Raw genomic sequence first — 21,965 nt, forward strand, 5'->3', positions numbered from 1 at the left:
GGTAGAGCGACGGACTGTTAATCCGCAGGTCCCTGGTTCGAGCCCAGGTGGGAGAGCCAAGTTTTTATTGGCTCGCTTGACCGTTAGTACCGATATGCATGATCTGCATATCCAGATTCTCCCATAGCTCAGTCGGTAGAGCGACGGACTGTTAATCCGCAGGTCCCTGGTTCGAGCCCAGGTGGGAGAGCCAAGATTCTAAAAACCCACTCATATCTATATGCAGTGGGTTTTTTATTAGCACTTTGATAAGAATATGTCTGAATCAACGCAACTCATCTTTTTGCTGATTGGTAGTATAAGCACAGTACTGCTACTGATCAGTTACCTGCGACCTTTTTTCCTAAAACAAAATTATTTCGCCCGTCCGGTGATCACTGCATTTGAGTCTCAAATGTTTTCTAGGCTTCAGCAAGCATTCCCCCACCACAATATATTGGCGCAAGTAGCCTTTAGCGCACTGATTACCAGTAAGCACTACAAGATTCGCAACCGCTTCAATCGCAAGGTTACTGATTTTGTGGTTTTAGACAAAGAAATGAAAGTTGTGGCAATTATTGAACTTGATGATCCAAGTCATATCGGAAAAGAACTAGAAGACCAGAAACGTGATCAAATGTTGCAAGAGGCAGGATATCAAGTACAACGATATACTCAAATTCCATCTATAAAGCAGTTACAGATGGATATTCGATAAATCAACAATATCAAAAGTTATCACTCAGCTTTTTCTGCGTGTCCCACATTTTTTTGCTGTTCAAATTTTTTAGCCATTTCTGCTCTTTGCTGATCATATTCTTTCTTGGTTTTTGCATCACTCTTTGCCGCTAAAAAAGCCATTCCTATGATAAAAATTGGAATCAATAACCCCAATCCCATCAATACCCAAGGTACAGATTTCTTCTCAACTGCATTTTGACTCATAGCCGATCCAAAAAATTAACATTTTAAAGTTGCGACACTATAACAAAAAAGAGCCTCTAGAAAGAGACTCTTTTTCAACATCAATTTTTATTGTGCTGGCATATTTTGCTTAATAAATTGGACCAACTCACCACTGTCATTCGCTGCGAGAATCGCGCCAGTGTGCGATCCATTAACTACAGGATTAGCTGAACTTGGTACAATATCAACAGTCTTTAACTCCACTTTTGTTCCAGAGCTATACATTGCATCGTATAATGCCTTTGTAATTACATAAGGGACATTAGTATCGTATTTACCTTGGATAATATAAATAGGCTTATTCAACTTCTTGGTTGTCGGCTGACTATAATCCGTTAAGAACTTTTGAATGGTTGCATCGTTCTTAAACGCTTCGACATCGATACCTGGATACTCAGAAACTTTAGCCGTCGGATTATCCACGACATAACTTTGAATATCTTGCTTATAAGCCTGTACAATTTCACCTAAACATTCAGTTTTCGCCAACGTTGCTATTTCTTTTGCTTTAGCACTTCCAAATATTCCTTGATAACCAAATGTCGGTTCATAAGAAGTAATCCCTACACCAGTTAGCGCCGCGTAAGATAACAAAGTCGCATAAGTATCAATCGCTGCAGATTGCGGTAAAGTATCAATCGCTTCAGGTGCAACCTCTAAAATAATTTTATCCAGACTAGATGCTGGTGCACCCGCAACCGCCCCTTTATAAGTTGCATCATTATTTGAATATTCAGCAATCCCTAATGATGCTTGCCCACCTTGTGATTGGCCCACAGACATCCACGAACCTTGCAACTGTTGACCATAATATTCTTTAGCCGCCTTAACCGCATACTGTGCTGAACGCGCTTCACTTGGAATATGTAAATAAGGATGTTCTCCCGCTCCACCCAAACCCTCATAATCTGGCGCAACAATCACATAGCCCTGTTCTAGCAAATTCTTTGCAGTATAATTCTTAAAGTTTGGATTTAATGGCGTATTGGTTGGCGCACATTTATCAGCCCCACCTAATGTTCCATGCGCCCAAACCACAACTCGATAACCATCTTTTGGTTTTGCAATTTTAGGAAAAAATACTAAAGCAGACGTTTCAACCGTCTTCCCTAATACATTTGGCATTTTATAGTTCATAACTTTGATTGAACTAGCAGCACTTAAATCGCCGAGACCTTCTGACTCATAGGTATAAGAAGTTTCCGAAACAAAAGATTTGTCCTTCTGATTATCTCTTTGATTTGAATCCTTATCATCATTACATGCTGATAAAAATAATGCAGAAATAGAGAACGTCATTGCCAAAGCAATATTAGACCGTTTCATAAAATATCCTTTTAGTCCTTGTTTTATTTTGTGTGCATGAAACTACATGCGACTTTATTAAGGCATAAAAAAAGTGCCCTGCATAGGACACTTTTCAACTAATAAGTCATTTTTAAATCATGAATTCTAAAAAGATTCCAATAAAAATGATCATTCCAACCCAGCGATTGTGACGGAATGCCCAAAAACAAATCTGCGGATCCCGATCTTTGGTTTTAACTGCTTGATAAATAAAATCAGCAGCAACAACCAATAATGCAGCCAGTCCAAATGGAATTAAAAGATCTTCCAAATAAAGTGCACTACCGATCAAACCCAAACTTAACAGTTGCAATGATCCTATAATTTGTATATCAAATCGACCAAATAAAATTGCGGTAGATTTCACACCAATTTTCAAATCATATTCACGGTCTGTAATTGCATATTGAGTATCATAAGCCACTGTCCAAGCCAAATTTCCGAAATACAAAAGCCAGCAAATTAAATCAGGTGTCTGTCCAACTGCGGTATAAGCCATTGGAATCGACCAAGAAAATGCAGCACCCAAGAATACCTGAGGTAAATGGGTATAGCGCTTCATAAAAGGATAGATGAAAGCGAGAAATAACGCTCCAAATGACCAATAAAAGGTTTCAATCGGCAAGAAAAATAAAAGACAGGCACTTGCTGCAACCAAACCAAGAAAAACAAAAACAGCTTCTCTCGCTCTAATCACCCCAGTTGCAAGAGGACGAGCTTTGGTACGCTCAACATGGGCATCCACTTTACGGTCTGCAAAATCATTGATCGCGCAACCTGCAGCTCGCATAAAGAGCACACCAAGGGTCATCACCAACAATATTTTAAAATCAGGGATGCCTTTAGATGCGATCCATAATGCCCACATGGTTGGCCAGAACACCAACTCTGTACCAATCGGCTTATCAAAACGACACAAATAATAATATGCTGCTAAACGCTGTCGCCATGTTGTTTGTTGCACTGTTTCCATGTTGCCCCTTAGAGTCAATGCTGTCGAATAAACTGTTCAAATGCAGGCAAGAATGTTTCCTGTACGATAAATTTGCAACCATGCCACGTATAGCAACTTTGCCGCGTCCAGCCATCCGTGAGATAAATCACGCGACGTTCGCAGGCTGGATTAGTTCGCTGAAATAAAAACCAACCAATTGGCTTATTTCTAATATGTTTAAATAATCGTGCTTTTTTTTGTAAGCTTAAAATAGGAAAAATACTTTTTGCTTTCACCCAAGCCTGCTGCTCTGAACCATATAAGTAAGTTTCTCGAACCCATGCAATATGCGTATATGGCATTCTCATCCACTGACTATCGGCAAATAATAAGCGTTGATACTGCTCTTTAATTCGTTCAACATGAAATTCCCCAGCACCGAGGTCAGTGAGCTGTTGAGTGAGTGAACCCGATGCATACAACCATTTTTTTAATTCAGGTGGAATATCCCTGCCCTTTATTCTACTTGGTTGTAAATTACGCATGCTCGGCTCACTAAAAACATCATAAGGGTCTGCTGATACTTCAGCCATGCATTGCGTTATAGGCTAAAACCACACAAACAAGGCATGGAACGTAGACAATGGCGATACCCTTGTCAAGTTTCATAACGAAGTTTGGGGAAGTTTTAGACATAACCCTTCGGGACAGGGTCATTTTTTGAGGTTACTACGTTAGCTCGTATTCATTTAGAAGCACTAAATTTCATACGCCCCGCCTTGTAACATCTAAAAAATGTCCTCTGTCGCAAGCATCTGTGAAGTGCCAACAGACCCTATGAGTTTACATGAATTTTTCAATAAAAAAGCCCGCCGAAGCGAGCTTTTTGAATCGGAATGTATTACAAGCTGTAGTACATATCGAATTCAACTGGGTGAGTTGTCGTGTTAAGACGACGAACATCATCAGTTTTAAGTTCGATGTATGCATCAAGCATTTCTTTAGTGAATACACCACCTTTCAACAAGAACTCATGATCCGCTTCAAGTGCTTCAATCGCCATATCTAAGCTGTGCGCCACAGTTGGGATTTTCGCTTCTTCTTCAGGAGGAAGATCATATAAGTTCTTATCAGCAGCTTCACCTGGGTGAATTTTGTTTTGGATGCCGTCAATACCAGCCATCAACAATGCTGCAAAACCTAAGTACGGGTTCATCATTGGATCAGGGAAACGTGCTTCGATACGCTTACCTTTAGGGTTAGAAACGTATGGAATACGAATAGAAGCTGAACGGTTACGTGCTGAGTAAGCAAGCATAATCGGCGCTTCGTAATGTGGAACTAAACGCTTATACGAGTTTGTAGAAGGGTTAGTAATCGCATTTAAGGCACGAGCGTGTTTGATTACACCGCCAATGAAGAATAATGCCATTTCAGACAAACCAGCATATTCATCACCAGCAAACAAGTTCTTGCCATCTTTAGCGATCGACATGTGAACGTGCATACCAGAACCGTTATCACCAACCATTGGTTTAGGCATGAATGTCGCAGTTTTGCCATATTGATGAGCAACGTTCCAAACTGCATATTTGAATTGTTGAACTTCGTCCGCTTTACGAACAAGTGTATTGAAGCTCACACCAATTTCTAACTGGCAAGATGCAACTTCGTGATGATGTACTTCTACACGACCTGGACCCATGATGTCTTCGATACGTGCACACATTTCAGCACGCATATCTTGATGAGAGTCAACAGGAGGAACTGGGAAGTAACCGCCTTTCACACGTGGACGGTGACCAGAGTTACCCGCTTCAAAGTCTTTACCAGTAGACCAAGCAGCTTCTTCAGCGATCAATGTATGGCGAGCGCCAGACATGTCGATATCCCATTTAACTTCGTCAAAAACGAAGAATTCTGGTTCTGGACCAAAGAATGCAGTATCACCGATACCTGTAGATTTTAAATACTCTTCAGCACGACGAGCAATCGAACGTGGATCACGCTCGTAACCTTGACCAGTAGATGGTTCGATTACGTCACAAGTCACAACAACTGTTGGCTCAGCAAAGAACGGGTCAAGAAAACCAGTTTCAGCGTCTGGACGTAAGATCATGTCAGATGCTTCAATGCCTTTCCAGCCAGCGATTGAAGAACCATCAAACATTTTACCGTCTTCAAATGTATCTTCATCAATCGTATCAGCTGGGTAAGTTACGTGTTGTTCTTTACCTTTGGTATCAGTAAAGCGAAAATCGACCCATTTTGCGCCGCTTTCTTTGATGAGTTGAAGGACCTTGTTCGCCATGCTCATTTGCTCCAATGAATTTTTATGCACTCGTTAAGTGCGTGTTAGTTGTTGGTGTATAAATAGCAATTATCATACCAATAATTTAAAAGCGTACCTAAAACATTGAAATTCTTTGCAGAAAAAATGATTTAAGCTCCATGTTCAATCTCTATATATCTTGCCCACTATTTGCAAATGCACCATATTTAAACATTTCCATTTTAACGCATCCCCAAAATAGACAATGCGATCCAAAATGGTGCATAAATACATATCAAAGAACTAATGTAGTGCCAATTACGCCATTCTTTAGCATAAACTGAGTTTTTATATCATTCTTTTCAAATTGATTCCATTCAATTCATTTAGACTTTCGATTCACTTGTCATTTATTTTTTCAAACCTTTCAATTATAAAAATTTATTGGTCTTTTTAAACACAATTTTAGTCGGTCACTTTATCTATGTAAAAATCATCTGCTCTCGAAATATTCACCATTGATCATTTGTTTTTGTTACGATTATTTCCTACCCTCTGTATCTCAATCCTCCTTCATACGTATGGATATTGAATCGTATCAATTTATAAATAGATTCATCTAAATAAAAAGCACAATAGAGTTAAAATTTTCAGAGAGTTATAATCACACTTCTACTGATTGAGCAGAAGCATATTATCGCGCCCCTGTCTTATGTGCTTGTATGGGTGCTCAACCCTGTCACTAAACATGTTTAAATGCTTGCCCAATAGCTCATTGCTCTGATTGCAGACGTTAGCTCATCAAGCTCTAAGGCTCGACTACAATACTTTTTAAATCACTCACAATGTAATACTGATCAATACACAAATCAGCTAAAGGCACTGCTCTTTTTTACTTTCAGTCATGAATCTCACCCATTAAAAAACCCACCCTCTAAAAGAGAGTGGGTTTCACCTTGATTCTTGTTTTGCGCTGAATTAAGGTTATTGTTGTTTACTTTTTTATTAAAGTAAGTCTCAAATATAAATAAAAGTGTGAACTACGTCAATAAAATATGAAATGTTTTTAATGATTTTTTAAAGAATAACTACACAATAAAATATTTATCTCGCTGTTTCCTGCGTTTTACAGAATGTTTAGTCGCTAAAATCCATCACTTAGGCGGTTCTTTTTAAACTGAATGTAAAACGCTTGTATCTGGTTAATAGAAGCTTCCAACCCCACACTGACCTCACGGCCGTCGTAAATACCATTTTAGCTACTACCTCGATTCATACGTGAATGAGGTGGTCACAAGGGAATCAAAATCTGATACATTAGCCGCTTAAATAAAGCGGCTTCTCTATTTATACATAGCCAGTTTTATTAAAGTGAGTAACAATGTCGGTAACAAACAAGACCACATGTTAAAATCTCAAATATAATCAATAGGTTGAATCTAAAATGCTTCTAATGATTGACAATTATGACTCATTTACTTACAACATCGTTCAATACTTTGGCGAGTTGAATCAAGAAGTAAAAGTTGTTCGTAATGATCAAGTCACATTAGAGGATATACAGCGATGGCAGCCAAAATATCTGGTGATTGGTCCTGGTCCATGCTCTCCAAGCGAAGCAGGAATTTCCATTGCTGCAATCAATCACTTTGCAGGCAAAATTCCTTTACTCGGTGTCTGTTTAGGTCATCAAGCCATTGGACAGGCTTTCGGCGGAAATATTATTCGTGCAAAAACAGTCATGCACGGGCGCTTATCCGACATGCATCATAGTGATAAAGGTATTTTCAGTGATTTGCCTTCGCCTTTTGCTGCCACACGTTATCACTCTCTCGTGATTGAGCAAGAAACGCTTCCTGACTGTTTAGAAGTCACGTGCTGGACCAATCAAACAGATGGCACCATTGAAGAAATCATGGGCGTAAAACACAAAACACTGCCAATTGAAGGGGTTCAGTTTCATCCTGAGTCTATTTTGAGCCAACATGGTCATCAGATTTTCAAAAACTTCCTCGATATTTACGCTTAAACGGATATTTAGTTTCAGATTTCTAGTTCCAACAGCCTATTTAAATGAATAGGCTGTTTTTATTTTGAACATATAAAAAGCATATACAACCTATACATACAGGCAAAATTTCCAGTTTTAAAATTAATCGGAAAAGTTTAAGTTTAAAACAAATCATTATTTTTCAACAATTAATACACTTTTCACATGTTTTAAAAACAAATCTTTCCATAAATTCAAAGTTAAATCGGCTGCTTTTTCATTTTTTAGATTAAGCATAGTGATAGGAATGATTAAGGTTATCAACAATCGGGTGCTAAAATCTCAAGTCATTTTTTTAGCACACTTCGCCTGAAGCAAAGATCAGGATACTTATTGTGAATACATTAGTTTTATTGAATATTCTTGTTTTTATCCTGCTGCTAGCAGGATTGTTTTTCACGTATCGACATGACTGGAGTCTGGCCAAAAAAGTACTGATCGGTATGGTGGTTGGTATTTTCTTCGGTTTAGCACTCAAAACCATTTATGGTGATGGTCAAATTCTGGAACATTCGGTCGCATGGTTCAACATTGTCGGTAATGGTTATGTGCAATTGTTGCAAATGGTGATCATGCCGCTCATTTTTATTTCAATTTTAAGTGCCGTGATCAAATTACACCAAACCACCTCTCTCGGAAAAATCAGTGTATTGGTGGTAGGCATTTTATTGGTGACCACGGCAATTGCTGCTTTCGTTGGTGCCAGTATTACCAATTTATTTGGCTTAACCGCTGAAGGTTTAGTTCAAGGCACACAAGAAACGGCTCGTTTAGCTGCGATAGAAAGTCAATATATTGGTCAAGTTGCAGACTTAGATGTACCCAAATTATTGCTTTCATTGTTCCCACAAAATCCTTTTGCTGATTTAACAGGGATTCGCCCGACTGCAATTATTAGTGTGGTCATATTTTCTGCTTTCCTAGGTGTTGCTGCACTTAAACTCATGGAAAAAGATACTGTGAATGGCGAACGAATCCGTCATGGTATCGAAGCACTACAAGCTCTGGTTATTAGCCTCGTCCGTTTAGTTATGCAATTTACCCCTTACGGTGTGCTTGCATTGATGACCAAAATGGTTGCTACTGCAAATTTAGCGGACATTGTTAAATTAGGTGAGTTTGTCATTGCATCTTATTTGGGTCTGGCGATCATGTTACTCGTACATGCGCTTATATTGCTATTTGTACGCGTCAACCCTATCGATTTCTTTAAAAAAGCATTCCCTGTTTTAAGCTTTGCCTTTATTAGTCGTTCAAGTGCAGCCAGTATTCCTTTGAATATTGAAACCCAAACTAAGCAACTCGGTGTACCTGAAGGTATTGCCAGCTTTTCTGCATCGTTTGGCGCAACGATTGGACAAAATGGTTGTGCTGGTTTATATCCAGCAATGCTCGCGGTGATGGTCGCACCAACTGTCGGCATCAATCCCCTTGATCCACTGTGGATTGCACAATTGATTGTCATCGTTACACTTAGCTCGATCGGCGTGGCTGGTGTTGGTGGTGGCGCAACCTTTGCAGCGCTAATTGTATTGCCAATCATGGGCTTACCAATCACGCTTGTTGCTTTACTTATCTCAATCGAACCACTGATTGATATGGGACGCACTGCCTTGAATGTGAATGGCTCTATGACTGCTGGTACAGCAACCAGTCAAATATTGGGAGTCAGAACGCCTGTAGAAGATCAGCCTCAACAAACCTAGAAATGATTATGCCAATCGACACCAATCGATTGGCATTTTTTTCAGCCGATAAATCAAAACTAAAATGCAGTTACACCATCTTTAGAATTTGAACTTCTTGTCCAATTGCAATCGTCCCTTCTTTTCGATGCAGGGCGTTTTGTCCCATCATGACCTTATTTCCCTGCTTACGATATGCCAACATCGCCTGCATTAATGCTGGCTGCTTTTGACCCGTCTCCAAATCAATGGTTGGAATAACACAGCGCGAACACGGTTTAACCAAATCAAACGTCACTTCACCAATTTGAATCTGTTTCCATTGATCCTCGGCAAATGCTTCGCATCCAGAAATCACAATATTCGGTCTAAATCGCTGCACATCTAATGGGTAGCCCACTTTTTCAGCAAGAAACTCTACCGATGCTTCACTGATGATCAGAAATGGAAAACCATCAGCAAAACCGACTCGATCACCTAACTCTGCATATTCCAAATCAACTTGGCGAACAGTCTCTTGCGGCATATAAACCAGTTGCACTTCTCGCCCCAGTTTTTGACTCAACCAAACATTTACTGGATGATCAATACGATTTCCAATGAGTTGATCGCGCCATACGGTCACTAAACGTTCATCTTTTTGGCCTTGCGCTTCAAGCATACTCAGTTCGATCTGTTCAGATTGATAACTAAAACTTACACTTGCAGAAGAAATAGACACTCCAATTTGTCCCATTTCAGCAACTTGCCTTTGTGTAACAAAACGACCATCTTTATCAACGATCATCCATCGGCGATCCCACTTTGGCCCAAAGGCATCAATTTCCATTTCAATGCATTTATTGCCTCGACATGACTTCACTGGATAATAGAAAAGTTGACTGACAAGCATGTAAAAATCCCCACAAAGACAAACAGAATCGTTCGGTAAAGAAGTTCATTAATCAAAACAGAATAATAGTTGAAAATTATAGCAATATGTCTAAATTTAAGGCATCACATAGTTTTTATTTAAAGCCTATAAAATCTGCATTATTTTCTGATAACATAACTCACTCGCTTTGAAAGCATGTATTACATCAAGGTCATACCGAACCCATTGCGATCAACCCCTATTCTATTCTTAATTTTTTAATCAATCATAATGCTGTAACTCATGACTATGAATATCCAACAGGCACTCAATCACATTACTAAAAACATTCATTTGACCCAGTCGCAAATGGAAAATGTCATGCGCAGCATTATGCAAGGTGAAGCAACCGATGCTCAAATCGGCGCACTAATGATGGGGTTGCGTATGAAGGGTGAGAGTATTGATGAAATCACTGCTGCCGCACGGATCATGCGTGAGTTCGCCATTAAAATTGATGTCAGTGATATTCCACATCTCGTTGATATCGTCGGAACTGGCGGTGATGGTCAGAACTTATTTAATGTCTCTACAGCATCAAGCTTTGTAGTTGCAGCAGCTGGTGCAACCATTGCTAAACATGGAAATCGTGGTGTTTCGAGTAAGTCTGGCTCATCTGATGTGCTTGAACAAATGGGCATCCAGCTTGATTTGGACATGCAACAAACTGAACGTTGTATCCGTGAAATGGGCGTGGGTTTTCTGTTTGCACCCAATCACCACAAAGCAATGAAATATGCAGTTGCTCCTCGTCGTGAACTAGGCATTCGTAGTATTTTCAACTTATTGGGACCTTTAACCAATCCTGCTGGCGTAAATCGTTTTGTCATTGGTGTCTTTTCAGATGAGCTTTGCCGACCAATCGCAGAAGTTCTTAAACAACTTGGCGCTGTACATGTATTGGTTGTGCATTCTAAAGATGGTTTAGATGAAATTAGTCTCGCAGCACCAACCGCAGTTGCTGAATTAAAAGATGGCGAAATTACAGAATGGATGTTGACCCCTGATGATGTCGGGATTCCATCTCAAACACTGACTGGTTTAGTGGTAAATAGTTCTGAAGAAAGCTTAAAGCTGATCAAAGATGCTTTAGGCCGTAACAAATCTGAAATTGGTGAAAAAGCCGCAAATATGATTGCGCTGAACGCAGCCGCTGGGATTTATGTTGCAGGACTCACTAAAACCTATAAACAAGCAGTTGAACTGGCACAAGATATTCTTTGCGGCGGTCAAGCCCTAGAAAAAATGAGTATCTTGGCTGAATTTACCAAAACATTGAAACAATATCAGGCAGACTAAGGATTTCTCATGATCGATATTCAAAATACCATTTTAGGTAAAATTGTTGACCGCAAACATGAGGAACTTGCTACACGTTTAAAACAACGTAGCTTGCATGATGTTGAACAATGGGCGAAAGAAGCAACTCCTGTTCGTGGTTTTGCCAAGGCTTTACAGCATAAACGCCCTGCTGTAATTGCTGAAATTAAGAAAGCCTCTCCATCAAAAGGCATTATTCGTGCAAACTTTAATCCTGCTGAAATTGCACAACAATATGAACAAGCGGGTGCGGCCTGCTTATCGGTTCTGACCGATGTGGATTTCTTCCAAGGTGCTGATGAAAATATTGCGATTGCACGCAATCATTGTGCCTTGCCTGCGTTACGCAAAGATTTCTTGATTGATCCGTATAATGTCGTTGAAGCCCGTGCATTACAAGCGGATTGTATTTTATTGATCGTGGCATGTTTATCTGATCAACAGCTTGAAGAAATGTCTAAGACTGCATTTGAGCATCAGCTTGACGTATTGGTTGAAGTACATGATGAATATGAACTGAAACGCGCTTTAAAGCTTTCTGAGCAATGTATTTTGGGCGTGAATAACCGTAATCTTAAAACTTTTGATGTGGATTTAGAAACCTCATTACGTTTAAAGAAATTGCTGCCAGCTTCTCGTGTTTTGGTCACTGAGAGTGGAATTGCCACGCCTGCTGATGTAGAGGTGATGCAAGCTAATGATATTCATACTTTCCTTGTTGGTGAAAGTTTTATGAAACAGCCTCATCCTGATCAAGCGTTTAATGAATTGTTTGGTGAGCCTGAGTTGGTTTAGGTTTATCACCTAAATACGCAAAGCCAAATCTGAATAGATTTGGCTTTTTTTACGATCAAATATCATGATTTTAAATAATAATACATGGGCATCTTCTTGTGAGTTTCAAAATCAAGGTAAAACTAATATGCATTTAATAGAAATAGAACCTTACTTATGGGAGCTTTATAAAGACAATGAAGGTATATATCTCAATGTTAATGTAAATAACCAAGCCACGAGTTGGGAAAAAACTATCATTCTAGACCAGAGAGCAATTCAAGAATATTTAGAGCAAGGTAGACCATTTATTAACAATTTGGCTTGTAGGATTGAAAATAGCCAAATTAGAAATGACTATGAAAAATATTACTCATATCGTGATGTTTGCTTGGTAAAAAAAATGCAATGTTAGAAATATTTTTAACTTGGAAAAAATCATCTATCTAACTTTAAATTACACAATGGTTATTGTCTGATGCTTTTATTTTATTATTTTAAATAATGTTTAAAGCCTACTCGAAATATTAAGCATATTGAAGAGCCCTACCTTTGCATCAAATCCGTTACTTAATTGCAATTCAGTTCAAATCTCAACAGATTCAGACTATAATTTTGCACCTATCTCCTATCTCGCATATTTAACTGAAATTATGAGCAAACATGATTCATCGCTTTCTAAAGATCAGTTTAATTTACTGAAACAATTTAAAAAGCAAATCTCTCAGCCACAAACGAGCAAGATCGAGCAACAAGCCGAATCGAAAAAGGTACAAGCCGTTGCTGAAGAATTAGAAGACACTGAGCTTTTTAAAAAAGCACTACAGGGTGTAAAACCGATCGCCAATGACAATATTGCTGATGTTAAACCTGCTCGTCGCAAAAAAGTAGATGCACAAACTTTAGCAAAACGCGCTGCGGCTGAAGGTTCAACAGAACATGAGTCAGCAGAAATCTCTGATACCCAAGCCATCTTAAACCCTGTCGCAAGCCAAGCCACGCTCAGCTATCGCATCGCCACTTTGCAGCACAAAGTTTTTGAAGACCTCAAAGCTGGTAAAATTCGCTGGTTTGAAGCGGTCGATTTACACGGCTGTACCGTTGAACAAGCACGCGCTGCGGTATTACAAATTATCCAAATGGCAAAAGATGAAAATCAAAATGTCATTAAAATTGTACACGGCAAAGGCCCAGAAGCGATTTTAAAAACCTATGTCAATGGATGGCTCAAACAACATCGCGATGTACTCGCTTTTGTCAGTGCACCTGAGACCCAAGGCGGTACTGGCGCGGTTCTCGTGCTGCTTAAACGCGCAGAAAAGAACCCAAAGTACAAACAATAATCGGCATTTGGTTCAAAATTAATTTTTTCAATCGTTTTCTGATACAATTCCCGTTTTGTTCAACCCACCTAAGTGAACATTGTTATGTCTATGCAGCAATCGTACGCAAACATCTTAACTGCCGTTGGTGAGGATTTAACTCGCCCGGGCTTACAAGATACCCCTATGCGTGCGGCTAAAGCTTTTTCTTTTTTAACCTCTGGTTATAGTAAAACGCTTGAAGAAGTAACCAATAATGCGGTTTTCCCTTCCGATAACCATGAAATGGTATTGGTGAAGAACATCGAGTTTTACTCGCTTTGTGAACACCACCTTCTCCCATTCTATGGTCGCGTGCATATTGCTTATCTACCTGAAGGTCAGGTTTTAGGCTTATCAAAATTTGCGCGGATTACTGAAATGTTCGCACGTCGTTTGCAGATTCAAGAAAACTTGACCCAGCAAATCGCAGAAGCCGTTGCCGAAGTCACTCAAGCACGTGGTGTAGCTGTGGTCATCGACTCAGCGCATATGTGTATGATGATGCGCGGTGTGGGTAAACAAGAATCAACCACGCGTACCGTTTCTTTCGTAGGTGAGTTTAAAACAGATAAAGATGCACGTCGTGAGTTTTTGAGTGCAGTTCCTGAAAGTTATTAATAACCGATCTGAGCATGAAGAACATGTCATCTATTTACTTAGCAGGTCATGGTGATTTAACACCGAATCAAGCCAGTGTAGACCACCCTCGCCCTGACCGCTTAGTTAAAGGCAATCCTGAACGTTTGACTTATAGCCTTTATGAACATGCGCATATGAGCTGCGGGATTTGGCAATGTGAAATAGGTGCATGGAATATCCAGTTTGCGGACAACAAACAAGAATTTTTTCAGGTTATTGAGGGTGTGGTGCGCATTCATGATGCAAAAAACCACTCTTTTATTGAGGTGACTGCTGGCAATGCGGGAATTATTCCTCCTGCATTTTTAGGTACATTTGAAGTAGTTGAAGCAGTTAAAAAATACTATGTCATTGTAGAAGTGTGATCACTTATGACCACACCATCTCAACCCAATATCTAAAAAAACCGAACATACCCCAAACCCAATTTTGTCCAATCTTTGTGATCTTGCTGTTCATATTGCCAATTCAAACGCAGCGCATTATTCGCATTCAAACTATACTGAACATGCGTCCCTATTCTTAGATTCCATTGACTTTGATCCTGCCAATAAGGCAACTCAACTTGTAGCAAACTATTCCACTGATCAGACCATTGATTCATACAACCCAATGTTGGTCCTACTCCAACACGCCAACCTTTGTCTAATGCACTTCCAGCTTGCAGATGCCCTTGCAATTGTACATAACATAGATGTTGACGATTGTAATCCGCCAAACTATATCCCGCCTGCATATTCAGATTCATAACACCATGTTGCTGATCTTGGCTAAACTGTCCTTTTTCGACGGCTTCTTGCTTCCAACCTAAATTAAATCCCCACGTGAGTGGTGCTTTAAACGGCTGAATCGGGTTATAAGAATTCACAGCCAATAGATCTAAGTGTTCAAGTTTCAGTTGGTCATCACGGTATTGTAGTGCACCATTTAAAAACAGTAGCTGTGTACCCAATCGATAGCCACCAGATGGATCAATAAGGTCGTGATAGGCTTGACGATGCCCCAACTCAACGAACTTTTGTCCTTGCACCTCACCTACATTTATAGATAGATTTCGAGCATGATGCCCTTCAACAGGTTGAATCTTTGGTTGTGCAGGTTCTTGACGTTGTTTATCGATCTGAATCTGGCTACGTTTAGCCAATAATTGTCGCAAATGAACTTGAGCCACATCACCGTCTGCTTTATTGCTAATATATTGCAAGTACAAATCATCGTATGCCATTTCTAGGATTTTAGCCTGATCTTGGGGGCTATAAGATACCAAGACAGCCGAGACTTGTTCGATCGCTGAAAATGCAACTTGATGTGCGACTTTGGCTAAGGCTGTGCCATGTTGTTTTGCTTGAGCAAGCAATTGCGTTTCTAATGCAGGACGATAAACAATGTCTTTAACCAACTTCTGCTGCTCTACAGTTTTAAGCGTCTCAATTGGAATCGCGGCATAATTAAATTGAGCCTTTAAGTTTAGATTTGGACGAACCAAATCAATTAAACCCAGCAAACGATAAGCACAATTATCACTGACAAAATAATAAGGAAAGCTCACATGCTGCATTTCCCAAATATGCTCAACCAAAAATCGTGTTTCTTCAGCGGTTAAATTCAGCTCATATTCCCACAAATCCCGACTTTCAAAGTCACCATACTCTTTTACTTTTCGATAATATGGCATCAAAGAATATTCACCTGGATACTGTCCTGTTAAACCTTTCCACGCATAAGACCAGTTATCTTGGTTGTTAACAGTTGCAGCATAATTGACAGCATAAGAAACCAAATTTAATTCTTTTTGATCTTTTGGGTCTAAACGCAATAAGGTGTGTCCAAACATTGAGCTTGGATTACCCATAAAATCGGTTGCGTAAATCAATGTCGCTTTATAAGGATTAATCTGATTGATCCATTCTTCAAATTCAGCACAATTCGCCAATGGTAGTTGTTTAACATCAATATTTAACTGTTGCATCAACCAACGACTACGCGCAGGAAACTTGCATCGAAATGACTGATTATCTGCTGACTCTAGAAATAATGCTTTTATATCCGCTTTTAATTCGTGATTTAAATCAGTTTTACCATCTTCTGCATAAAAGTAACCTTGATAGTCGACCTCACTTTTTCCAGATTGATCTGCATACATTAAGCGTTGCCAAGTGATCTGTTGATCTAATTGTTTTTGTTCAGCAAGATTAAGATAGTTTTGAATATTTGGTGTAGCAGTCGCATGTGCAAAATGGCACATCAAAGTCGCAATCGCAAAAGTAGCTAATTTCATTCACATCAACAATATATTTTTAGAATTTCCATATAAGAAAACCCTGTCAAAAAGACAGGGTTCACTACCATTTCTGATTAAACGTAAGCTTTTAATACGTCATCATTTGCCATTACACTTTGTAATGAATCTAGAACTTGAAGTGTGTGTTGATTTTCGCTTGAGTAAATCTCAGCAAAGTTTGCTTTAGATACTGCGAAGAAGCGTGCTTTGTCTTCTGATTTAATTTGCATAAGTTCAGCAAGTACATTTAAGCTTTCGCCTTGACCTACCGCCATATCACGCGCTAAAGACTCAGCATTTTCATTGGTAAACGTCACAACTTGTGCAGTAACAGTTCCACCTTGACGGCAACCTAAAGTACCAAAAGTAATACCTAGTAATTGGTTAGTAAAAATACCGTTGGTGGTCGCAGCAAGAATTTTAGGTCCAACACCTTTTTTACCAGCCCATACCTGTGTACCGACACCACAACCAACATCATTATCAGCCATTGCCATGGTTGAACCAGCAGCGAGTAATGCAGCTAATGCAATTTTTTTTAACATAAGAAAGTCTCCAGTATCAATTATTCTTCAATATTTGTTATTGCTATCGTGCCGTGAAAGTCACACACACAAAATAAAATAGCGAGGTTCAACTTTTTTAGCAAATGAAATTTGAAATATCGCTGAAATATTTATACAGATCCGTTTATAAATAAATTGATTAAATCAAAGAAGCGCCTATTTATTTCAATCGCCAAGTTCCATTTTTGCCTCTAGTCCCTAAGATTTTAAGTACCAATACCAAACTTAACAGGAGCAATAAATACCAAGAACCAAGTTTTCCCCACCCCACCATATGCCAATTATTGACCTGACTCGGATAAAGCCAAATTTTATAAAAAGTACTGATATTTTCCGCAATCCATATGAGAAATGCGAGCAACAGTAAAACAGGCAACATCGGGATTTTAAAACGATACTGATCAAGTTGGAAATACAATTTGGTTTTCCAAAAAATCAACACACTCCAAATAAACAGACCCATACGAATATCTGGAATAAAAAACTTGCTCATGAAATTAAAATACGACAACACCGCCAATAACAGCATATTGCCGAAAGTGGGTAGGTTCTCAAAAGAAACTTGATATAATCGCAATGATCGAGCAAAAAAACTGCCTACAGCCGAATACATAAAACCAGCAAATAAAGGCACTGTTAATAATTTTAAAATAGCAGGTTGCGGATATTGCCAAGAGGCAATGGCAGGATGAGTTAGAAAAACTTCCATTCCCATTGCCATGATATGAAACAAAGCAATAACTTTGGCTTCTTCCCATGATTCGAGCTTTAAATACAACAAGCAAACCTGAATCACTAAGGCATAAAACAACAGATAGTCATAGCGAAAGAAGCCATAATATTCATGGCTACCCATCGGGGCGGTTAATGCAAATGCAATTAAAAGCAATATACCGAATAAAGCAGCCGAAACTGCCTTAGTCAAAAAACTGAGCACCAATCCAATTAACTGCACAAAATCCGCCCTTCAAATGCGTTTAAAAATATCAGCCTAAATATTTGTGGCTGTATTCATGTACAGTATCAACAAAGATTTTAGGTTGTGCAGGGTCAACCCATTGGGTAATACCATGCCCTAAGTTTGCAACATAACCTGTTTTTTCACCATTGGCATAGGCATCGTCAAGCATTGCTTTCACTGCTTTTTCAATCGATGCTGCTGAGCCATAAAGTACAGCTGGGTCCAAGTTTCCTTGCAAAGCGGCACGACCAGCAACCACATCACGCGCTGTATAAAGCGGCGTGGTCCAATCCAAACCAACTGCGTCGGCACCAGTCGTGAGGATGGTTTCTAACCATTGGCCACCACCTTTAGTAAACACGATAATTGGAATACGGCGTCCGTCTTTTTCACGTTGCAGCCCAGCAATGATTTTAGTCATGTAATTCATCGAGAACTCGACATACTCACGGTGAGCAAGCGCACCACCCCAACTGTCAAAGATCTGAATCGCCTGCGCACCCGCATCAATTTGCGCATTGAGATAATCAATGACTGAATCAGCAAGATGGTTAAGTAAAGCATGTAACACTTCTGGCTGGGCATACATCATTTGCTTAAGGAAACGAAACTCTTTGCTCGAACCACCCTCAACCATATAGGTTGCTAAAGTCCAAGGGCTACCTGAAAATCCAATCAGAGGAACTTGCCCATTTAATGCTGATCGAATCGTAGAGACTGCATTCATCACATAAGCGAGATCAGATTTTGCATTTAGCTTCGGTAAATTTGCAACATCCTGTTCAGTACGCACGGTTTTATGAAACTTTGGACCTTCTCCAGTTTCAAAATACAGTCCTAAACCTAAAGCATCAGGCACAGTGAGAATATCTGAAAATAAAATCGCAGCATCAAGCTCATAACGACGCAAAGGCTGTAAGGTCACCTCACAAGCAAATTCTGCATTTTTACATAAGGAAAGGAAATCCCCTGCTTGCCCACGAGTTTCACGATATTCTGGTAAATAACGCCCTGCTTGACGCATCATCCATACTGGTGTGGTGTCTACAGGTTCACGTAACAAAGCTCGTAAAAAACGATCATTTTTCAACGTTGTCATTACCAATCTCTAAATTTTTTCAGGTGGCAAGCATGATAGCAAAAATCGTCCCAGATATATAATGCTATGCGGTACATGACTTTAACTGACGAAAAAAACGCTTGATCACAAAATTGCTACTGCAAGCTTGATCATTTTCTGTAATACTTGCAAAGTCTTATATTCCTAAATGAATAATTCTTAAGGTTGAATTACATGTTTGTTCGCTCATTACTCGCTATGAGTTTAAGTTGTATTCTTGCTAATGTTGCTTTTGCTGCGCCAACAACTGAGCAAGCATTAAATCCCCAAAAGATTTCTGCAGTCCAAGATCCGATTGATCCTTTGGCAATTGATTATGCAGCGCCAAGTAGTAGTGCTGCTGTGTCTGCTGCATCTGAACCTCAGCTTAGCCGAAACCCAGCAGCAGATGTTGCTCAAAAAATAGAAAATACACCTGAAACTGCTGTAACAGCAGCGCCAGCGCGTGAAGCAACGTTAGATACAGCAACAACTATATCTAAAACGCCATCACAAGCCCCAGAAGTTCCTGCATCTTGGACCATGGATGCCATTAACGCCGCTGAATGGTATGAAGATATGCCAAGACGCCAATTGCCTGCTTATGCACGTGCACATGTGATGTTAAACAATGCGCATGCTTCACCAGGTGCAATTGATGGTTCAAATGGTCAAAACACGTTAAAAGCAATTGCTTCATTCCAGCAAATGAATGGTTTAACACCAACAGGTCAGCTCACCAAAGAAACGTGGGATGCATTGGTTGCCAAACAAACTAAACCTGCATATGTTGAATACACCATCACTGAAGCGGACTTAAAAGGTCCTTATGTTGACTCAATTCCTTCAGACTATGCTCACCAAGCGAAAATGAAAGGGTTGCATTACACTCGCGTAACAGAAATGTTAGGTGAAAAGTTTCACATGGATGAACGGTTTCTTAGACAACTGAACCCTAAAGCAAACTTTAATAAAGTGGGCCAAAAAATTGTTGTTGCAAATGTACGCAACGATTTACCTGAAGATATTCATTTAATTGTGGCGCACAAAGGCGCAAAACAACTTTATCTATTCAACAGCCGTAACCAAATGATTGCGTCATTTCCTGCAACAATTGGCAGTACAAGTACGCCTTCTCCGACGGGTACTTATAAAGTAACTGGTGTTGCTAAAAACCCTTGGTACAGCTATTCGCCATCGAACTTTGTACAAGGAAAAAATCTTAAGCCATTATCACTTCCACCGGGTCCAAATGGTCCTGTAGGTAATATTTGGATTGGTTTAAGCAAGAAATCATTTGGTATTCACGGTACACCAAACCCATCACTTATTTCCAAGACTGCATCACATGGTTGTATCCGTTTGACCAACTGGGATGCCAATGATTTGGGTAATAAAGTTCGTTCTGGTGTAACGGTAAGATTCTTAGAGTAATTCAAATCGTTTGCATAAAATAAAACCGAATATCATTGAGTTGATCTTCGGTTTTTTTAATTCTTAATATTTTCTTCGATATTCGGTAATGGTTGATAATAAATCTGATTGCGCCCCAATTGTTTGGCGCGGTACAACGCTTTATCAGCAGTATGGATTAACACGTCTTGGCTAATTTTTGGATTTCCATTAAAAACGGTAATCCCCAAACTAATGGTGACATGATTTGAAACTAAAGACTTCTCATGTGGAATCATCTGTCGCTCGATGGCACGATATATATTCGTAGCAACAGCATAAGCACCTTGCGCAGACGTTTGTGGTAAAAGCACCACAAACTCCTCTCCTCCATAACGTGCAACGAAGTCCATATGCCTAATCGAACCTTTTATGGTTTTAGCGATTTCAGAAATAACTTGATCACCCATCTGATGACCGTAAAAATCATTATAGTTTTTAAAATAATCAATATCGATGAACAATACGGATAAAGATGTCTGCTCTTGACATGCTAAGTCATAATAATAAGAGCACATCTCTTCAAAAGTACGCCGATTTGAAACATTCGTAAGTTCATCATGCTGACTCAGATGCAATAACTCAGAAGCTTGTAAACGTAGAATTTTTTCATCTATTTCTGAGATTTTTGACTTTAAAAATATCCGTCGCTCTTTAGAGTTGAGCATCACACTAATCGAAAAACCAAGTAATATACTGCCAATCAAGGTTCGCCCGATCATGAGGAAATCACAAGGAATTTTAAATAAATACAGAAATAGTAAAATCGCGATGGCGGCAAGTGTACCGATTACCAACATGTGTAGTGGTTTAATACCACTTAGAATAAAACCCAACATATATAAGAAAGCAATCAAGACCATTGCCTGATTTTGAAGAACGACATTTGAAACACTCATCATCAGTAATGAGGTCAGAAAAATAGTGTAAAAAACAATGGTGCAGGATGCAGGGTAAAATAAAGCATTCAATTTTCTAAAACGCGCAAACACCCAAAATAGAAACAGTGATATGCCAACCACGATTAAACTCAAAATGCTATAGATAAAATCTGAGACAAAATCTGCACTTTCACGAATCACGATAAAATTGGAAGGCAAAATCAACAACACAAAAATCGCATAGGTGATCACACCTTGACCAAAAAATTGGATCGCATTTACGCGTGTTCGATCAATATTAAACCGCCAAAACTCATTTTCTAATTTTTCGGGTAAAGCTTGATGGGTTTTTTTTGACTTAAAATGCTGGACAACGAGCTGCTCGAGTGCTTCTTTAGACCGCCTTAACCGCTCAAGATCATATTGATTTTCCATCCTTTTTACTCTTCTTATAATACGGTATTTTTATGCTGGATAAAAAT

21 protein-coding genes and 1 tRNA gene are annotated in these 21,965 nt (G+C 39.3%); 11 read left to right on the forward strand and 11 right to left on the reverse strand.

The window, feature by feature from the left end:
• Positions 1–117: 117 nt before the first annotated feature.
• Both F903_RS13020 and F903_RS13025 read left to right on the forward strand, forming a co-directional pair.
• Positions 118–193 (forward strand) — tRNA-Asn (locus F903_RS13020).
• 63 nt (positions 194–256) lie between these two features.
• Positions 257–697, forward strand: coding sequence for a DUF2726 domain-containing protein (locus tag F903_RS13025; RefSeq protein ID WP_004670541.1), 441 nt, complete (start codon positions 257–259; stop codon positions 695–697).
• 20 nt (positions 698–717) lie between these two features.
• Here the strand turns inward: F903_RS13025 and F903_RS13030 are convergent, their stop codons facing one another.
• From F903_RS13030 to glnA, 5 genes are all read right to left on the reverse strand, one after another.
• On the reverse strand, positions 718–924 hold the full coding sequence (locus F903_RS13030; protein WP_005197631.1) for a hypothetical protein: 207 nt from the start codon (positions 922–924) through the stop codon (positions 718–720).
• An 87-nt stretch (positions 925–1,011) separates the two neighbouring features.
• Complete coding sequence (locus F903_RS13035) at positions 1,012–2,271, reverse strand: alpha/beta hydrolase family protein (protein WP_005197633.1); 1,260 nt, start codon at positions 2,269–2,271, stop codon at positions 1,012–1,014.
• A 112-nt stretch (positions 2,272–2,383) separates the two neighbouring features.
• Entirely contained in the window at positions 2,384–3,265 is an 882-nt protein-coding gene (gene ubiA / locus F903_RS13040) for a 4-hydroxybenzoate octaprenyltransferase (RefSeq protein WP_005197636.1), read from the reverse strand.
• Positions 3,266–3,279: 14 nt separating this feature from the next.
• Entirely contained in the window at positions 3,280–3,771 is a 492-nt protein-coding gene (locus tag F903_RS13045; protein ID WP_034595165.1) for a chorismate--pyruvate lyase family protein, read from the reverse strand.
• A 356-nt stretch (positions 3,772–4,127) separates the two neighbouring features.
• On the reverse strand, positions 4,128–5,543 hold the full coding sequence (gene glnA / locus F903_RS13050) for a type I glutamate--ammonia ligase (RefSeq protein ID WP_171063427.1): 1,416 nt from the start codon (positions 5,541–5,543) through the stop codon (positions 4,128–4,130).
• Positions 5,544–6,942: 1,399 nt separating this feature from the next.
• Between glnA and F903_RS13055 the strand changes: the two genes are divergently transcribed.
• On the forward strand, positions 6,943–7,527 hold the full coding sequence (locus F903_RS13055; protein WP_005197646.1) for an anthranilate synthase component II: 585 nt from the start codon (positions 6,943–6,945) through the stop codon (positions 7,525–7,527).
• A 356-nt stretch (positions 7,528–7,883) separates the two neighbouring features.
• Entirely contained in the window at positions 7,884–9,254 is a 1,371-nt protein-coding gene (locus tag F903_RS13060) for an L-cystine transporter (RefSeq protein WP_005197648.1), read from the forward strand.
• A gap of 70 nt (positions 9,255–9,324) precedes the next feature.
• On the opposite strand, the gene F903_RS13065 is transcribed toward F903_RS13060, so the two are convergent.
• Positions 9,325–10,125 (reverse strand): MOSC domain-containing protein, encoded by an 801-nt coding sequence (locus F903_RS13065; RefSeq protein WP_005197650.1) that lies wholly within the window; start codon positions 10,123–10,125, stop codon positions 9,325–9,327.
• Positions 10,126–10,395: 270 nt separating this feature from the next.
• Here F903_RS13065 and trpD point away from each other — a divergent pair, with 270 nt between their 5' ends.
• From trpD to F903_RS13095, 6 genes are all read left to right on the forward strand, one after another.
• Positions 10,396–11,445, forward strand: coding sequence for an anthranilate phosphoribosyltransferase (gene trpD / locus F903_RS13070; RefSeq protein ID WP_005197652.1), 1,050 nt, complete (start codon positions 10,396–10,398; stop codon positions 11,443–11,445).
• A gap of 9 nt (positions 11,446–11,454) precedes the next feature.
• Positions 11,455–12,261 (forward strand): indole-3-glycerol phosphate synthase TrpC, encoded by an 807-nt coding sequence (trpC, locus tag F903_RS13075; protein WP_005197654.1) that lies wholly within the window; start codon positions 11,455–11,457, stop codon positions 12,259–12,261.
• A 64-nt stretch (positions 12,262–12,325) separates the two neighbouring features.
• Complete coding sequence (locus F903_RS16285) at positions 12,326–12,655, forward strand: hypothetical protein (RefSeq protein ID WP_005197656.1); 330 nt, start codon at positions 12,326–12,328, stop codon at positions 12,653–12,655.
• 238 nt (positions 12,656–12,893) lie between these two features.
• Entirely contained in the window at positions 12,894–13,583 is a 690-nt protein-coding gene (locus F903_RS13085) for a Smr/MutS family protein (RefSeq protein WP_005197657.1), read from the forward strand.
• A gap of 90 nt (positions 13,584–13,673) precedes the next feature.
• Positions 13,674–14,222, forward strand: coding sequence for a GTP cyclohydrolase I FolE (gene folE, locus F903_RS13090; RefSeq protein WP_005197658.1), 549 nt, complete (start codon positions 13,674–13,676; stop codon positions 14,220–14,222).
• 23 nt (positions 14,223–14,245) lie between these two features.
• Positions 14,246–14,608 (forward strand): cupin domain-containing protein, encoded by a 363-nt coding sequence (locus F903_RS13095; protein WP_005197659.1) that lies wholly within the window; start codon positions 14,246–14,248, stop codon positions 14,606–14,608.
• Positions 14,609–14,640: 32 nt separating this feature from the next.
• On the opposite strand, the gene F903_RS13100 is transcribed toward F903_RS13095, so the two are convergent.
• The 4 genes from F903_RS13100 to hemE all read right to left on the reverse strand — a co-directional run bounded on the left by F903_RS13100 (position 14,641) and on the right by hemE (position 19,150).
• Positions 14,641–16,521: an Lnb N-terminal periplasmic domain-containing protein gene (locus F903_RS13100; protein ID WP_005197660.1), complete on the reverse strand. Its 1,881-nt coding sequence runs from the start codon at positions 16,519–16,521 to the stop codon at positions 14,641–14,643.
• Between the two features lie 77 nt (positions 16,522–16,598).
• Positions 16,599–17,069, reverse strand: coding sequence for a DUF3015 family protein (locus tag F903_RS13105; protein ID WP_004670517.1), 471 nt, complete (start codon positions 17,067–17,069; stop codon positions 16,599–16,601).
• A gap of 181 nt (positions 17,070–17,250) precedes the next feature.
• The gene (locus F903_RS13110; RefSeq protein ID WP_005197661.1) at positions 17,251–18,045 is read right to left on the reverse strand and encodes a DUF817 family protein; all 795 of its coding nucleotides are present in this window, start codon (positions 18,043–18,045) and stop codon (positions 17,251–17,253) included.
• 31 nt (positions 18,046–18,076) lie between these two features.
• Positions 18,077–19,150, reverse strand: coding sequence for a uroporphyrinogen decarboxylase (gene hemE / locus F903_RS13115; protein WP_005197663.1), 1,074 nt, complete (start codon positions 19,148–19,150; stop codon positions 18,077–18,079).
• Between the two features lie 195 nt (positions 19,151–19,345).
• Here hemE and F903_RS13120 point away from each other — a divergent pair, with 195 nt between their 5' ends.
• The gene (locus F903_RS13120) at positions 19,346–20,584 is read left to right on the forward strand and encodes a L,D-transpeptidase family protein (RefSeq protein WP_005197664.1); all 1,239 of its coding nucleotides are present in this window, start codon (positions 19,346–19,348) and stop codon (positions 20,582–20,584) included.
• 56 nt (positions 20,585–20,640) lie between these two features.
• Here F903_RS13120 and F903_RS13125 read toward each other — a convergent pair whose 3' ends face one another.
• Positions 20,641–21,918, reverse strand: coding sequence for a GGDEF domain-containing protein (locus tag F903_RS13125; RefSeq protein WP_005197665.1), 1,278 nt, complete (start codon positions 21,916–21,918; stop codon positions 20,641–20,643).
• Between the last annotated feature and the right edge of the window lie 47 nt (positions 21,919–21,965).

The sequence above is a fragment of the Acinetobacter sp. NIPH 298 genome, from assembly GCF_000369505.1.
GTDB lineage: Bacteria > Pseudomonadota > Gammaproteobacteria > Pseudomonadales > Moraxellaceae > Acinetobacter.

Bases quoted from the DNA above. Each gene is read 5' to 3' on its own strand.
- F903_RS13025 (WP_004670541.1), top strand. From the start codon at position 257: ATGTCTGAATCAACGCAACTCATCTTTTTGCTGATTGGTAGTATAAGC.
- F903_RS13030 (WP_005197631.1), bottom strand. From the start codon at position 924: ATGAGTCAAAATGCAGTTGAGAAGAAATCTGTACCTTGGGTATTGATG.
- F903_RS13035 (WP_005197633.1), bottom strand. From the start codon at position 2,271: ATGAAACGGTCTAATATTGCTTTGGCAATGACGTTCTCTATTTCTGCA.
- ubiA (WP_005197636.1), bottom strand. From the start codon at position 3,265: ATGGAAACAGTGCAACAAACAACATGGCGACAGCGTTTAGCAGCATAT.
- F903_RS13045 (WP_034595165.1), bottom strand. From the start codon at position 3,771: ATGCGTAATTTACAACCAAGTAGAATAAAGGGCAGGGATATTCCACCT.
- glnA (WP_171063427.1), bottom strand. From the start codon at position 5,543: ATGAGCATGGCGAACAAGGTCCTTCAACTCATCAAAGAAAGCGGCGCA.
- F903_RS13055 (WP_005197646.1), top strand. From the start codon at position 6,943: ATGCTTCTAATGATTGACAATTATGACTCATTTACTTACAACATCGTT.
- F903_RS13065 (WP_005197650.1), bottom strand. From the start codon at position 10,125: ATGCTTGTCAGTCAACTTTTCTATTATCCAGTGAAGTCATGTCGAGGC.
- trpD (WP_005197652.1), top strand. From the start codon at position 10,396: ATGAATATCCAACAGGCACTCAATCACATTACTAAAAACATTCATTTG.
- trpC (WP_005197654.1), top strand. From the start codon at position 11,455: ATGATCGATATTCAAAATACCATTTTAGGTAAAATTGTTGACCGCAAA.
- F903_RS16285 (WP_005197656.1), top strand. From the start codon at position 12,326: ATGATTTTAAATAATAATACATGGGCATCTTCTTGTGAGTTTCAAAAT.
- F903_RS13085 (WP_005197657.1), top strand. From the start codon at position 12,894: ATGAGCAAACATGATTCATCGCTTTCTAAAGATCAGTTTAATTTACTG.
- folE (WP_005197658.1), top strand. From the start codon at position 13,674: ATGCAGCAATCGTACGCAAACATCTTAACTGCCGTTGGTGAGGATTTA.
- F903_RS13095 (WP_005197659.1), top strand. From the start codon at position 14,246: ATGTCATCTATTTACTTAGCAGGTCATGGTGATTTAACACCGAATCAA.
- F903_RS13100 (WP_005197660.1), bottom strand. From the start codon at position 16,521: ATGAAATTAGCTACTTTTGCGATTGCGACTTTGATGTGCCATTTTGCA.
- F903_RS13105 (WP_004670517.1), bottom strand. From the start codon at position 17,069: ATGTTAAAAAAAATTGCATTAGCTGCATTACTCGCTGCTGGTTCAACC.
- hemE (WP_005197663.1), bottom strand. From the start codon at position 19,150: ATGACAACGTTGAAAAATGATCGTTTTTTACGAGCTTTGTTACGTGAA.
- F903_RS13120 (WP_005197664.1), top strand. From the start codon at position 19,346: ATGTTTGTTCGCTCATTACTCGCTATGAGTTTAAGTTGTATTCTTGCT.
- F903_RS13125 (WP_005197665.1), bottom strand. From the start codon at position 21,918: ATGGAAAATCAATATGATCTTGAGCGGTTAAGGCGGTCTAAAGAAGCA.